The sequence below is a fragment of the Fuerstiella marisgermanici genome (assembly GCF_001983935.1).
Classification (GTDB): domain Bacteria; phylum Planctomycetota; class Planctomycetia; order Planctomycetales; family Planctomycetaceae; genus Fuerstiella; species Fuerstiella marisgermanici.
The window spans coordinates 1995168-2008242 of sequence record NZ_CP017641.1; the positions used below are offsets into that span (position 1 = coordinate 1995168).

The window sequence follows — 13075 nt, forward strand, 5'->3', positions numbered from 1 at the left end:
TCAGGTTATGCTCCAACTTCTTCCAGAGCTTCGTTGATCAGGCGGTCCTGATCTTCATCACTTAGTGCTCGCCCCAGAACGCGTTCCGTGGCAGCGGCCACTTGAGCATTCACTGACGTAAACACTTCAGACAACGCCGTGTTCTTGGCCTGAGCAATTTCCTCAGTGGCGCGAACTCGCATCGAATCCACATCCGCCTGAGCTTTCGCCACGATGTCGTGACTGGTACGTTCAGCATCTCGCCTGGCTTCGGCCACCATCTCGGCCACAGTGCCTTCGGCTTCACGAAGTTTGTCTTCGTATTCGGCCATTAGCGCCTGTGACTTTCGCTGATTTTCTTCTGCCTGAGCGATCGCCGTACGAATGCCGGCTTCGCGTTTGTCCAGCCCTTCGATCATTGGCCCCCATGCCATCTTCTTCATCACGAAGAGGAAGACAAGAAAGGTGATCAGCGACCACAATGCCAGGTCACTCTGAAAATTCATCGGCAGACCCGTGTCATGGGCGTCGCCATGACCATCTGCTTCAGCTTCATCGTGAACGTGCTCTGCAGCTTCCGCTTCAGCCGTCGGATGATCCTCGTCCGCCATGCCCGAAGCCGGAAACGCCAGCAACGAACAGCAAAGAACGACGGCCATCGGCCAACAGGAGCCGGGGATTAGATTGAGTCGCCTCATAACCACACCAAAACGCAAAACAGACAGTGATCGCAAACGGAAACCGAACGGTGCTGCTATTGAATAAGACAGACAACCAAGCCAATTACAGCCGCACCTTCCACCATCGCCGCAACGATGATCATTGCACCGCGGATGTCTCCAGCAACTTCCGGCTGACGAGCCATGTTTTCGAACGCAGCTGCAGCCAACTTGCTGATACCCAGGCCAGCACCCAGAACAACGATGCCGGCACCAATTGTTGTCAGCACCATTGGGGCACCGCTCTCATCCTGCGCCATTGCAGGAACGACCATTGCCAGAAATGCAGCACAAACCAGAATGGTCTTTTGAATAAACTGACTCACAAGAGTAACTCCTCTTCTAATGTCCGGAACAGAGACGTAGATTTTCGACGCTCGCAGAAATCGCACGAGCACAAGTCCGAAAACTTAATGTTTGTGAATCGCTCCTGCGATGAAAATCGTCGCAAGAAACGAGAATACGTATGCCTGAAGAACCGCAACAAGCAGCTCCAGAATCCCAACACCCACCTGACCAAGAACACTGCCAACCGTGACAACGCCCCACAACGCCGCTCCTTCATGAGCGGCCGCCGCGATAAAGGCCAGCATTACACCAAGAGCAGTGTGGCCGCCCATGATGTTTCCAAAAAGTCGCAGAGCCAGAATCGAGTGCTTAATAAAGAACCCCATTAGCTCAATGAAGAACATTCCAATACCAAGAGCCGCACCACCTGCTCCGCTCATTCCCGTGTCCGGAACAAGATTCCCGAAGAATCCGCCCACACCCATCGCCTGGAAGCCAAACAGACAGGTCGCCCCGAAGGAACACAAAGCCAAAACTGCCGTCACGTTGATATTGCCTGTGGCCGACCCCATAAACGGAATCGCACCCAGCAGGTTGCAGATCAAAACGTAAAAGAAGCAGCTCCAGATAAACGGCAGGTACTGATCCGCTGGATGAGCCGTGTCAGCAGCCTTCACGGCTGCGTCGGTCATTCCGTGATCGTGAGTTCCAGGTCCATGAAAGTCGTGCTCGTCGCCGTGATCGTGGTGCTCGTCGCCAATTGTGGGACGCACCACTTCGTCACGAATGAACAAAGCCAGCATTTCCCAGAAATTCCAGAAACGACCAGCCACTGGCTGCCCGTTGCCGATCCGCTTTGACAGACCGCGAAAGATAACCAGTACCAGCAGTGCCGCAATCACCTGCAACACCATGAACTTCGTTATCTGAAACGAGCCGATCTGTGGAAGATCAATATGCATGCCGCGAGGAAGCTCGAAGTACGAGAAGTCGCGGACGTGATGAAAATTATCGTTGGCACTCATTGAAGTGCGACAGCTTTCCGTTTGACAGGTTGCTGAGTTATTTCAAAGGATCGTCGGCTGGCTGCGAAGGCGACTCAACCACAATCTTTTTACGAAGCAAAAAAACTTCTACTATCATGGACAGCATGTAGAAACCAATGAGCCATCCATAAAACCCGACCAGTCCCAGATCCGGCCGAAAGACCTTCACTAAAACAGCAGCGACAGCGACCGAAGCAAACCGAATGCTCATCTGCCCCAGAATGAGTTTCATGTCATTCTGAAACGTGCTCAATTTTTCGAGCAGCACAATCAGCCAGCCAGGTACCAAACAACTTAACGCTGCAATGGTCATCCACAGAACACCATCATCCGGCCGCAACAATCGTGCGGGCCAGAACGCCAGCAGCCACCCCACGGCAATGACCACCGTAAGTATCGCAACTGACGAACTAACTCTGGTTTCCACTCGAACCTGAACCTCTTGAATCCTGTCGCTCTTTCGAACGACGATCAAAACGCTGAACAAGTCGGCGAAGTGAAAAGCCAGCCGTCACCATGCCCAAAACAACTCCCGTCACTGTTAGCAGTGGCTTGAGTCCGAACTTTTGATCGAGCCAGTATCCGATGCCAACGCAGGCACCCAGAGACAGGCAGATGGTCATCAGTTCGTTGTAGTCGCGGTAAGCCTGAGCAATGCTGCGAGTTCGTTGGCGACGACGTTGTGTCTCGCGGTGACGGTCAGTTTGGTCGTGATGCTCGACGCGGTCATCAACCATCTTAACCTCCACCACTTGCCGTGCGAACCTGCAGAAAAATCGAACGCTTCCCGCCGGGCGTCGGGAGTCTACCCGCGCCTCGAACTCATTCAAACCGGCTGTCCAGCGTCGGGGCCATTTCTTGCAAACGAGATATTTGCATCCCGGTCATGGTACCTAACCGGAAGAGCCTTCCAGAAGGGAACTACACCGGCTCTTTTGCGTTCAGCACTGCCAATACCTGAAGGACCTGGCGGTCAAAGCGTTCTCGCAAAACGGTACAAACCGACTGCTTGCGGCTGGCGTCACCGTTTGCAAACGCAGCGGCATCAACCCGTTCTGTCGCGTCGTACAGACTTAGCGTCGCTTCCACTTCGTCGACCGTGTCAACCACTTCCACAAAACTGTCGGACAACTCGCTCTCAAAGGGCGAGCGAAAGTGGCACGAAACAATGTATTGGTGATCATCCGTCTCATACACCCGCAGTTCGTGGATGCGTCCCTGAGACTGGCTATTGGTATCTTCACCGATCGATTCTGCCAGCAGTTGGCCAGAAAATGTCAGTTCCGGCAGGGCCGTTCGTTCAATCGTAAACGTTTCCATGGTTGTACTTCTCCGTCGAATGCCCCTGTGAGCGACCGCAGCGTGTCGCGAAAAAATCGGCTGGCATAATTGTAAATCAGTGCCACTCTGCGGAGAACTGAATAACCCGGAAATCCCGCAGGCATGCTGGATCACGCCGATAGAGAGGCACCCTATCCGGGGTATTCCGCCCGAATTGCCGCTGACTGTCAACAGAACGCCCGTCGCGACTGCCCGCGCGGTCGCGACGAGTGTTCGCCATGGTGATTCACGTCTGCGGATTCTCAATTACACCAACAGTCAAACGCACGGCAAACTCGGATTCTGTCAACCAGGTCGATGTGCGAAACTGTGAAAACTTCCAGCGCGGGAGATAACAGTCAATAGGGTTCTCACGGGCACGCCTTTTATGGTTCCGGACGTCTTCAATCCTTCCGGCATGCGTCTGTCAACATTTCGATCTGCCATGTTTCAGAATTTGGCCCACCGCCGCCAGAGATGGGTTGCGGTGCTGTGGCCATGCGCGCTGCTGGTTCTGATTTCTTTGGCGTGCCCCGTTTTGAACGCTCAGACGACCGCCCAACCGCCAAACGCGACGGCAGAAAAGCAGGAGGAAGAAGTCGCGGCACCTCGGACCGAAACAGTCACCGCCGAACAGCTTGATCAGCTAAAGAAACAAATTGAGGGCGCAACGGACCTCGACGAAGAAGCGAAGAAGAAGGTTCTGGATACGTGGCAGAAGGCGGCAGACGCTTTGGCGCGGGCCGTGAAAATGGAGGCTCAGGCTCCGCTTGATTTAGCAGCCATCGAAAAGACGGCAGCGACTGCCAAAGATATTCAAACCAAACTGGCCGCGGCTCCGGACCCCGCACTTGCTGACCTTCCGTCCGATCCATCGCTGGCGGATCTCACGTCCGCGCTGGCCGCTCGGCAGCCTCGCCTTCAGGACGCGAAGCAAAAGCTGATTTCGCTCGAAGCGGAACCGGCAAGACGAATCGAACGGCGAGCCGCAATTGTGGGTGATCAGTCCACGCTGGCGGGCCGAAAAGAAGCGATCGAAAAAGAACTTGCTGCGCCCGCGCCAGCTGACGAATCCGCCTTCGCCACGGCCGCACGCCGAGCACTGTTGCAGGCTCGCTTGCGAGAAGTGATCGCAGAAGGCCCGGCTCACGCGGCCGAACTTGCGAAGTACGACGCGTCAAAAGCCGTCGATCTGCCGACGCTGCGAATTCAGGAAGCCCGCAAAGAGGTCACTCGCCTTCAGCAGGAAATCGACACACTCAACAAACGCATCACCGCCAGGCGCAGCAACGACGCGCGATACATCGCCGAACAGCTTGAATTGTTCGCTCAGGGGGAGCCGGTTCCCACGCCATACGACGTCAATGGGACGGGCGGGCAGCTGTATTCTGAGGCCCTCACCGAACCCAATGCTCTTGCGACGGCCACAACGACGGCTGAGCTGGCTGATGAAAACGTGGATGTCACCAGCAATTTGGCTCAGGCCACAAACGACCTGACAACGGCCAACCGCACGCTGGAAGCCTTTCGTGCTCGCCGAATCAAAACCAAGGAAGGCATTGACCGAGTCGGCCTGACGGGTGCAATCGGGCTGGAACTGCGTCGGCAATTGCGAAGTCTGGCCGATCCCGGAGTGATTCGCCAACGGTGCCGCGATCGCCAGGAGAAAATGCGAGACGTGGAATTTCGGCGGCTGGATCTGGAAGACCAGGCCGAACAGGTTGAACAACAGATGGAGTTGCTGAAGCTTCGGGATAGTCGCAGTGCCGAAGACGAAAAAGAATTGCGCCTCGCCACGGACAGGTACACCACGCTGGTGACCCTCGAAAAAAGCCTTGGCGAGTACTTCAACCGCCTGGGTGAGCTGGATGCCACAGAACAGGAGTATTTCCGCGAGATCGAAGAATTCAGCACCTTCATTCGTGAACGCGTGCTGTGGATTCGCAGCAATCGCCTGCCAGGCCACGATGATGCCGGAGAATTAATCGGCACGATTAAGTGGTTTGTGTCGCCAGTGAATTGGAATCGCGTCCGTGAAACCATCTGGAAGGACGCGAAGGAATACGTCGGCTTATACGGTTTGATCACACTGCTGATCACGCTGCTGTTTGTGATTCAGGGACGATTTCGCCACAGCCTGACTCGAATTGCAGAAGTCACCGCGCGGTCTACGTGCCGTGAATTTATGCCGACAATCCGAGCAGCCGTCCTCACCGCGATTCTGGCCCTCGCATGGCCCGCGCTGCCGGCATTCTTTTGTTGGCGCCTTTTGTCGGATGCTGCAGCCTCGCCATTGGTACTCGCGGTGGGCGAAGGACTACTGGCCGTGACTGTTGGATCGTTGACACTGAACCTGCTGCGTCAGTTGTGCCGACCGTCCGGCCTGGGACTGGCTCACTTCGAATGGTCCGCCAATGCGGTGCGCCTGCTGCGGTCACGAATCTACTCACTGATGTTGCTGCTGCTGCCGCTGCTGTTTGTCGAAACCACGCTTAACGCTCACGAAAACCCTCAGGGCCGAGACAGCCTTGAGCGACTTGTGTTTGTCGTATCGCTAATCGTGCTGGCGTTGTTTCAGTATCGAGTCCTGCATCCCAAGACAGGCGTGTTTCGCGATTACCTGGCCGCGAACACCAGCAGCTTTCCGTTTCGTCTGCGATGGCTCCTTTTCTGGGCGGCCGTCATGCTGCCGCTGACACTCGCCGCCCTCGCGATCATTGGCTACTACTATACAGCGTACGAACTTAGCTGGCGGTTGCATGTGACCACCTGGGTTTTGATTTCACTGCTGGTCTTGCGCGCATTTTTGATCCGCTGGTTCGTCGTCAGTCACCGACGCTTGCGCATCGAACAGGCGCGGCAACGACGGCAATCGCTGGCGGAAGAAGCCAAGGCTGAAGCCAGCCAGTCTGGTCTTCCCAAGCCGGCCCCGCAGGAAGCTGCCGTCGACTTGCAGGAAGTCAGTCAGCAGACGCAGCGGTTTATCGATTCCGGCCTGGCTATCCTGGGACTGGTTGTCATCTGGTTTGTCTGGGTCAACGTGCTGCCAGCACTCGGGATTCTGGACCGTTGGGGCCTGTGGGAAACGTCAGCCGACGTCACCGTGGAATACACGGACCAGGAAGGACGGAAAGGGTTTCGTACAGAACCGAAAATCGAATGGGTCACAGTGGCGGACGTGCTGATCGCCATCGTTCTGACCGTGTTGACATTCACCGCGGCCAGCAATATTCCGGGGCTGTTGGAGATTACGATTCTGCAGCGGCTTCCGCTGGAACCGGCCAGCCGCTACGCGTGTCGCATGGTTGGCCGGTACCTGATCGTTGTCGTCGGACTTGTGCTGGCGACCAACGCGATCGGTATCGGGTGGTCACAGGTGCAATGGCTGGCGGCTGCGCTGACCGTCGGTTTAGGGTTTGGTTTGCAGGAAATTTTCGCGAACTTCGTCTCCGGATTGATCATTCTGTTCGAACGTCCGGTTCGCATTGGTGACATTGTGACAATCGGCGAGGTGTCCGGATCGGTCAGCCGCATTCAGATCCGAGCCACCACAATTACTGACTGGGACCGCAAGGAATACATCGTCCCCAATAAAGAATTCGTCACCGGCCGCCTGCTGAACTGGACTCTGTCAGACACGACTAACCGAGTGCTCATCAACGTCGGCGTCGCCTATGGTTCCAACACCGAAAAAGCGAGGCAGCTGTTGCTGGAAACAGCCAGCAGTCATCCCAATGTGCTCACGGATCCTGCTCCAGTCGCGACGTTTGAAGGTTTCGGGGACAGCACGCTGAATTTGTTCCTCCGTTGCTACCTGCCGAATCTCGACAACCGCCTGGCGACTATCACCGACCTGCACGAATCCATCGATCGAGCCTTCAAGGTCGCTGGAATCGAAATCGCCTTCCCTCAGCAGGACCTGCACATTCGCTCGGTACCACCAACACTTGGAAACAACTCCGGCCCTTCCAGCTCGGACAGTTACGGCGAATCTCCCTGACCTGTGGCCGCAAACAGGCGTTTCGGACGATAAAGGTTGCTTCTCGCGGGCCCGAATCGTCCACAACAATAGGTACACGCTGTAGGCGGGTTTCAAACGGACAGGGGCTCTGGCATCGCCAGAGCCCCTGCAGCCTCCGAATCTGCCGTCCGGGCCTCATAATCCGGACAACCGTTAAAGTTCCCCCAGTTTAACCGTCGATTTTTAAGACGTGCCGCGCTGTGCGATGCGCTTAATGACTGTGGGAATTTGGAACATGACTATTCGACGGTTCGCAGGAATCGCTGCCATTTTGGTCCTTCCGATGGGCTGTTGCTGCCCGCCGATGATGATGTGTGGACCTCCGGGCCCGCCGGGCTATTACGCTCCGGTCAGTCCCATCGGACGGTTTCCAGGGCCGTCGCGCCGAACCGCCAGCGTACCAATGACTGGCTACGATTCCGTTGGTAGCTACGCAGCGGCGGCCCCGCAGGCTCCTCCTGTCGCAGCCGGTCTGCCACGGCTACGACGTCGGTTGGCCGGCAGCTGGCCAATCACGGCAAGCTACCAAACAGACCGCGATGCTGATCGTAAACTCAAACGACAAAACCGAGTTCAACAATGCAGTTGCGAAAAATGTCGTCGTAAACGGCAGCGATCCGGACAGAGCTACATACCGTCCGACACGTATTACAGCGACGGCGGAAGTTGCGAATGTGGAACCATGTGCGACGATGGCAGCATGTACGATGGGTTTGCAACTTCTGGTTGCAGTTCCTGTGGCTGTGACACTGGCGACTATTCGAGCACCACCTACGCGGGCGACGCGTATATCAACGACGGCTACACAGCGGCCGCACACTCGTCCGGCTGCCCGTGCGAATCCGGCGCCAGCAACGTTCAGTACTATGACCAGAGCGTCGACGGTGGCATGTCAGCAAGCGAACACATCCTGATGCCGCAGCCAGTTCAGCAAAACGCTGTGCCTCGGCCAGTCCCACCTCCCGCACCACCGGAAACACCGCCAATGGATGACAGGGGCTCGCTGGATCCGCAGGCCAGATCTACCGTTCAACCAATGGGACTCAGCATCCCGACGATCGATTTCAATTCACTGTCGCAGCGTTCTTCCGACATCGAACTGGTCTCAGACCAGCGAATCGTGGAAGTAACTCGCCCGGTCGAACTAAGGACGCCAGCGTCAGATGCGGAACTCATTGATGAAACGTTTGAGCACGTGACGATTCCACCAACGGCCGTCACAAGAAAACGCATCGAAAGGTAATTGTGTATTTGTGTAATCGTGGGTCGGGGAAAGCGGCAGGGCGACGTCGGTTCAGAGATCACAATCCGTATCTTTGACAGATTTCGTTGTGACTGAGTGGTGACGGCGGTCGACTAGCAGATTTTGCCTGATCGCGCACGTTGGCCTCGTCGATAAGCTTTCACAGAGTTACCAGGTTTGCGACGTCGAATTCCATTGGGCAATGCCACGTCGGTATGCGACAGCACGCTGGCCGTCGGCGAATTGCGAGGAACCGACGGCCAACGTGATGCCGCACCGATCGTCAACAAACGGTGCTGAATTCGGTACTGTTAAGAACGAACAGCCCGTCCGATTTATACAACGTGTACTTTGTCAACAAGAAGCCAAAGCGATGAATGCTCGAGTTGTACTGCTAGTGCTGGTCACAGCCCTGTTCATGACCGCGTGGGATGGCGACCAGGCAGCGATGCAGGTTGCATACGCAAAACGCAGCCAGAAACAGGCGACTCTGCTGGCTCAAAGGGCAGCCGCCCAATCAACGCAGGACGCGACTGCCGCGGACTCAACCGACGGACAATCGTCGGAACATGCGTTGACGGCCATGGCCTACCCAGACAAGCAAACTGCGGATGACGCCAAGCCCTGCGGAGATAGTACGTGCAGTGCGAAGGCGAAACAGCCTGGCCCTGATGACGTTCCACTGCCAACCGGGATCGCGTCCGGCACTTACAAAGCTGTTAATCAGGCTGGGCAAATTGTGGAAGTGACCGTGGCGGATGGCGACGTCACGAACGCCGGAGCTCGGGAATTCTACACGGCGGACTCAAAAAGCGGCGACCGCTGGTATCTGATTCGAGTTGTCCGTTAAAGCGATCGACTTAAGCAATCTGCCAACGAACAAAGGGCGAGCCTTCAGTGGAAGACTCGCCCTTGTCTGTTGTTGCGTGGCTCAAACAAATCGTCTGAGCAACGGATCAAGCCGGGACATTGCCCGAGTTGCATCCGTCGAAGCACTTCGCTTCGTTAGTCCATGATGGTCTATCTAGTTCAGGATCTTTTTGGTGTCGCCGACGATTTTTGCAATCGCTTCGCTGTTCAGCTGGTCAGCCTTCAGAGCGTGATTAACTTTCACGTCAGACTCGACCCACATCAGTACGGTGATGTCGGCGTCTTTGCTGATCTTGTACTTTGCAGGGCCCACTGAATTTTCGAAGACAGTCAGTGGTACGTGAGTGATGCCGGCATCTTTTGCGGCTTTCTTCAGGCCAGCTTCCTGAGCATCAGGGTCGTCAGTCAGTACAACAACAAAGCCTGACATTTCGCTGTCTTTGTTCTTGGCAACAACTGCATCCAGTTCTTTTACAAGCTTGGTCACATTGTCATCCATCTTGCGAGCGAAGATGTTAACAACCGGCTTTGCACCGTATCGACAGCGGTAGCACAGCTTGGTGCCAGCAGCCGGGCCGGTAATATCGGCCACGTAGAATGCGGCAGGATAATCGCCGACCTGCAGACCGGATTTGATGTCAGCTGCTGTTCCGACAGAAACGGCAGAGGCGACAATTGTGAGGGCAAGTAACGTACGCATAGTGCGAGACTCCTTCGGGTGACTGAAAAGGGGATTGAGTTGAGGTCATCTAATGACAGATAGAATCCGGAGATCAAACTGTCATTCATCTACGTAGTAAACAACCGCAGGCAGGGGTGCCTATGGCTTTGAGCGAAACCGACCGCCGGCCGCTCATTATCCTTTAGCCATCGACGGCCCAATTATTGCGCAGAAGCCGTCAGATGTCTAACCAATTTCAAAACTGACTTCCCATCCGTCGCAGCCTGGACGTCTGTGTTGCGATTCATGATGGTGCCATCAAGCCCGATGACAAATGTCCAGCGTCTGGCGGTTACTCCTCGAACCAGCTTCTTCTGTTTGCCGTCGACCACGCGAGTGATTTCGCCGCCGTCGCGAACGGGCACTCCAAATGCTTTCGCAATGCTTCCGTCGACGTCCGCCAGCAATGGGAAGTTCAACGAATGAGCTTTCTTGAACAACTGATGATTCTTAACCGAATCGCCGCTGACGCCCACCACTTTTATTCCCGCCTGCCCAAGTTCTTCGCTTTGATCGCGAAAGCTGCAAGCCTGCCGAGTGCATACGCTGGTCATGTCGGCTGGGTAGAAATAGACAACGACAACGTTTCTGCCAATGTAATCAGAAGAATTCCATTCGTTGCCTTTGTCGTCCACCCCCGAGAAGACCGGGGCAGCGTCGCCTTCGCGCAACGAAACAGGCGGGTTCTTCGCCCACAAGGGGTTGGCGCACGCCAAAAGCAGCGCCGCCGTAATGATCGGACACCTGGTCATAGGTAACGTGACAATGGGGTCACCATTGGCAGTTCGTTTCAGGCGCTCCAAGCGTCTTCTGACGACGAAACTGACAACGATATCGAGGAAGGAGTTGGGGTAGGTTGCGGTGTGGGGTGGCCTTCAGCCCTCCGGTAGTGTCACCGCAATAGTGAAAGAATACCCTCACGCGCGACGCGGGTCAAACGTTCGACAACGAATCTAACGATTCACAAGGAATGCGGCGCAGTGAGCGGTTTCTGAACGGAAGGGTAAGGTCGTCCCGATTTTTGCTTTTTGACGCACGCACCACCTTTAAGTTTATCAATTCCGAGACCTGCGCGGCAGCTTTGAAACGCTGCCCGGGCCTCCGCTACAATCCCGCCGCTTATAGACGAGCCCAAGCGTGGGCGAACCTTCCTCAGCCAGTTTCCTATCCGTCGATTAAAGGACAAATCCATGACCGCCCCTATTCGTGTTGCTGTTACCGGAGCCGCTGGCCAGATTGGCTATTCTCTGCTTTTCCGCATCGCATCCGGACAGGTGTTCGGCCCGGACCAGCCCGTCATTCTGCATTTGGTTGAGATTCCGCCTGCCATGTCCGCTCTGGACGGCGTTGAAATGGAACTCGACGACTGCGCATTCCCAACACTCGCCGGCGTCGTCAAAGCCGATAGCGATCATCTGGAAGACGGATTCGCCGACTGTAACTACGTCCTGTGTGTGGGCAGCGTACCTCGCGGAAAAGGCATGGAACGCAGCGACCTGATCCGCATTAACGGTCCAATCTTCACCAGCACCGGGCAGGCAATTTCTTCCGCCGCAGCGTCTGATGTTCGCGTTTTGGTAGTCGGCAACCCCTGCAATACCAACTGTCTAATTGCGATGAACAACGCTCCCAACGTACCTAACGATCGCTGGTACGCCATGACGATGCTCGATCAGAACCGAGCGATCTCGCAGTTGGCTCAGAAATCCGGCCAGCCGGTCAGCGAAGTCACCAACATGACGATCTGGGGCAATCACTCAGCAACTCAGTACCCCGACTTCTACAACGCCAAAATCGACGGCAAGCCTGCAACCGAAGTGATCACCGACGAAGCGTGGCTGCAGGGCGAGTTCATTTCGACCGTGCAAAAACGAGGTGCCGCGATTATCCAGGCTCGCGGAGCATCCAGCGCGGCATCAGCTGCGAACGGAATTATCGACACCGTAAAAGCCATCGCAAATCCAACGGCCGCCGGAGCAACCTTCAGCGCTGCTGTTTGCAGCGACGGCAGCTACGGAGTCGACGAAGGACTGATCAGCAGCTTCCCGCTGACCAGCGACGGCAAGAACTGGTCAATCGTACAAGGCCAGTCTCACAACGAATTTGCTCAAGCCAAAATCGATGCCACCGTGGCTGAACTGAAGGAAGAACGAGACACCGTGAAGGATCTTCTGAAGTAACGGAGTGCTCCGCTGGTTTGCAGCGGAAGCCCGGTAAAACGAAGCCGAAGACCATCAACGCCGCCTGCCGCAGAACATCGCGGGAGGCGGTTGTTGCATTTACAGGCCTGCAGAAATCCACTCTTGGTCAGTTATGCCGCGGAGCATGGAATGATCAGAATTCCGAACACCACGATCTGGCTGGGCAACAGTGCCGACCTCCGCGACAGTCGTCGAATGTTGGGCGAGGGGATCGACGCGATCATCGATCTGGCCATTGAAGAACCTTTCCCCCCATTGCCTCGACTGATCAACTACTGTCGATTCGTGGTTTCGGATGACGGCGAAAATGATCCCGCCATTCTTCAGGCGGCTATCGCCGCGACAGCCATGTTTGTCCAGGGCGGCCATCGCACGGGAATTTGCTGTAACGCCGGATTAAGTCGCTCACTATGCGTCGCGGCGGCCGTGATGTCTTACGTTTCCGCAATGTCGCCGAACGAGGCCCTGGAAGCGGTGTCCCGCATAAAGCCGACTGACGTCAATCCTGCACTGTGGCGTCAAATCGTTACGCTCCCGCCCCTAAAGAGGTGAACCGCAAGTTCTTCGGTCCACCCGCGGCTAACGCCTTGCGGCTCACGAGTTCCCCTTGCAACCTGCGAATAACGGGACAGCCCCTGCCGTGCTGCGACAAATGCCTCCGCGTTAA

Annotated in this window: 13 protein-coding genes; 5 read left to right on the plus strand and 8 right to left on the minus strand. The window is 55.9% G+C overall.

Annotated elements, in window-relative coordinates; all coding sequences use genetic code 11:
- Nucleotides 1–5: 5 nt before the first annotated feature.
- From atpF to Fuma_RS07545, 6 genes are all read right to left on the minus strand, one after another.
- Nucleotides 6–638, minus strand: coding sequence for a F0F1 ATP synthase subunit B (gene atpF / locus Fuma_RS07520; RefSeq protein WP_077023586.1), 633 nt, complete (start codon nucleotides 636–638; stop codon nucleotides 6–8).
- A gap of 95 nt (nucleotides 639–733) precedes the next feature.
- Nucleotides 734–1024: an ATP synthase F0 subunit C gene (atpE, locus tag Fuma_RS07525; RefSeq protein WP_229360872.1), complete on the minus strand. Its 291-nt coding sequence runs from the start codon at nucleotides 1022–1024 to the stop codon at nucleotides 734–736.
- Between the two features lie 84 nt (nucleotides 1025–1108).
- On the minus strand, nucleotides 1109–2011 hold the full coding sequence (gene atpB, locus Fuma_RS07530) for a F0F1 ATP synthase subunit A (protein ID WP_077023587.1): 903 nt from the start codon (nucleotides 2009–2011) through the stop codon (nucleotides 1109–1111).
- 37 nt (nucleotides 2012–2048) lie between these two features.
- Nucleotides 2049–2459, minus strand: a complete 411-nt coding sequence (locus tag Fuma_RS07535; RefSeq protein WP_145944034.1) for a hypothetical protein — start codon at nucleotides 2457–2459, stop codon at nucleotides 2049–2051.
- On the minus strand, nucleotides 2443–2769 hold the full coding sequence (locus Fuma_RS07540) for an AtpZ/AtpI family protein (RefSeq protein ID WP_077023589.1): 327 nt from the start codon (nucleotides 2767–2769) through the stop codon (nucleotides 2443–2445). The genes Fuma_RS07535 and Fuma_RS07540 overlap by 17 nt, the downstream gene beginning before the upstream one ends.
- A 184-nt stretch (nucleotides 2770–2953) precedes the next feature.
- Nucleotides 2954–3352, minus strand: coding sequence for a hypothetical protein (locus tag Fuma_RS07545; protein WP_077023590.1), 399 nt, complete (start codon nucleotides 3350–3352; stop codon nucleotides 2954–2956).
- A 445-nt stretch (nucleotides 3353–3797) separates the two neighbouring features.
- Between Fuma_RS07545 and Fuma_RS07550 the strand changes: the two genes are divergently transcribed.
- The 3 genes from Fuma_RS07550 to Fuma_RS07560 all read left to right on the plus strand — a co-directional run bounded on the left by Fuma_RS07550 (nucleotide 3798) and on the right by Fuma_RS07560 (nucleotide 9466).
- The gene (locus tag Fuma_RS07550; RefSeq protein ID WP_158520895.1) at nucleotides 3798–7352 is read left to right on the plus strand and encodes a mechanosensitive ion channel domain-containing protein; all 3555 of its coding nucleotides are present in this window, start codon (nucleotides 3798–3800) and stop codon (nucleotides 7350–7352) included.
- Nucleotides 7353–7608: 256 nt separating this feature from the next.
- Complete coding sequence (locus tag Fuma_RS07555) at nucleotides 7609–8616, plus strand: hypothetical protein (protein ID WP_077023592.1); 1008 nt, start codon at nucleotides 7609–7611, stop codon at nucleotides 8614–8616.
- Between the two features lie 373 nt (nucleotides 8617–8989).
- Entirely contained in the window at nucleotides 8990–9466 is a 477-nt protein-coding gene (locus tag Fuma_RS07560; RefSeq protein ID WP_145944035.1) for a hypothetical protein, read from the plus strand.
- A 174-nt stretch (nucleotides 9467–9640) separates the two neighbouring features.
- Here the strand turns inward: Fuma_RS07560 and Fuma_RS07565 are convergent, their stop codons facing one another.
- Together Fuma_RS07565 and Fuma_RS07570 are read right to left on the minus strand one after the other, a co-directional pair.
- Nucleotides 9641–10186 (minus strand): hypothetical protein, encoded by a 546-nt coding sequence (locus Fuma_RS07565; protein WP_077023594.1) that lies wholly within the window; start codon nucleotides 10184–10186, stop codon nucleotides 9641–9643.
- Nucleotides 10187–10368: 182 nt separating this feature from the next.
- Nucleotides 10369–10959, minus strand: coding sequence for a peroxiredoxin (locus tag Fuma_RS07570; RefSeq protein WP_077023595.1), 591 nt, complete (start codon nucleotides 10957–10959; stop codon nucleotides 10369–10371).
- A gap of 438 nt (nucleotides 10960–11397) precedes the next feature.
- Between Fuma_RS07570 and Fuma_RS07575 the strand changes: the two genes are divergently transcribed.
- Nucleotides 11398–12387: a malate dehydrogenase gene (locus Fuma_RS07575; RefSeq protein ID WP_077023596.1), complete on the plus strand. Its 990-nt coding sequence runs from the start codon at nucleotides 11398–11400 to the stop codon at nucleotides 12385–12387.
- Between the two features lie 150 nt (nucleotides 12388–12537).
- Nucleotides 12538–12960, plus strand: coding sequence for a protein-tyrosine phosphatase family protein (locus Fuma_RS07580; protein ID WP_077023597.1), 423 nt, complete (start codon nucleotides 12538–12540; stop codon nucleotides 12958–12960).
- The last annotated feature ends 115 nt before the right edge of the window (nucleotides 12961–13075 follow it).

Coding starts and splice junctions, on each gene's coding strand:
- atpF (WP_077023586.1), bottom strand. CDS start 638: ATGGCCGTCGTTCTTTGCTGTTCGTTGCTGGCGTTTCCGGCTTCGGGC.
- atpB (WP_077023587.1), bottom strand. CDS start 2,011: ATGAGTGCCAACGATAATTTTCATCACGTCCGCGACTTCTCGTACTTC.
- Fuma_RS07540 (WP_077023589.1), bottom strand. CDS start 2,769: ATGGTTGATGACCGCGTCGAGCATCACGACCAAACTGACCGTCACCGC.
- Fuma_RS07545 (WP_077023590.1), bottom strand. CDS start 3,352: ATGGAAACGTTTACGATTGAACGAACGGCCCTGCCGGAACTGACATTT.
- Fuma_RS07550 (WP_158520895.1), top strand. CDS start 3,798: ATGTTTCAGAATTTGGCCCACCGCCGCCAGAGATGGGTTGCGGTGCTG.
- Fuma_RS07555 (WP_077023592.1), top strand. CDS start 7,609: ATGACTATTCGACGGTTCGCAGGAATCGCTGCCATTTTGGTCCTTCCG.
- Fuma_RS07560 (WP_145944035.1), top strand. CDS start 8,990: ATGAATGCTCGAGTTGTACTGCTAGTGCTGGTCACAGCCCTGTTCATG.
- Fuma_RS07565 (WP_077023594.1), bottom strand. CDS start 10,186: ATGCGTACGTTACTTGCCCTCACAATTGTCGCCTCTGCCGTTTCTGTC.
- Fuma_RS07570 (WP_077023595.1), bottom strand. CDS start 10,959: ATGACCAGGTGTCCGATCATTACGGCGGCGCTGCTTTTGGCGTGCGCC.
- Fuma_RS07575 (WP_077023596.1), top strand. CDS start 11,398: ATGACCGCCCCTATTCGTGTTGCTGTTACCGGAGCCGCTGGCCAGATT.
- Fuma_RS07580 (WP_077023597.1), top strand. CDS start 12,538: ATGATCAGAATTCCGAACACCACGATCTGGCTGGGCAACAGTGCCGAC.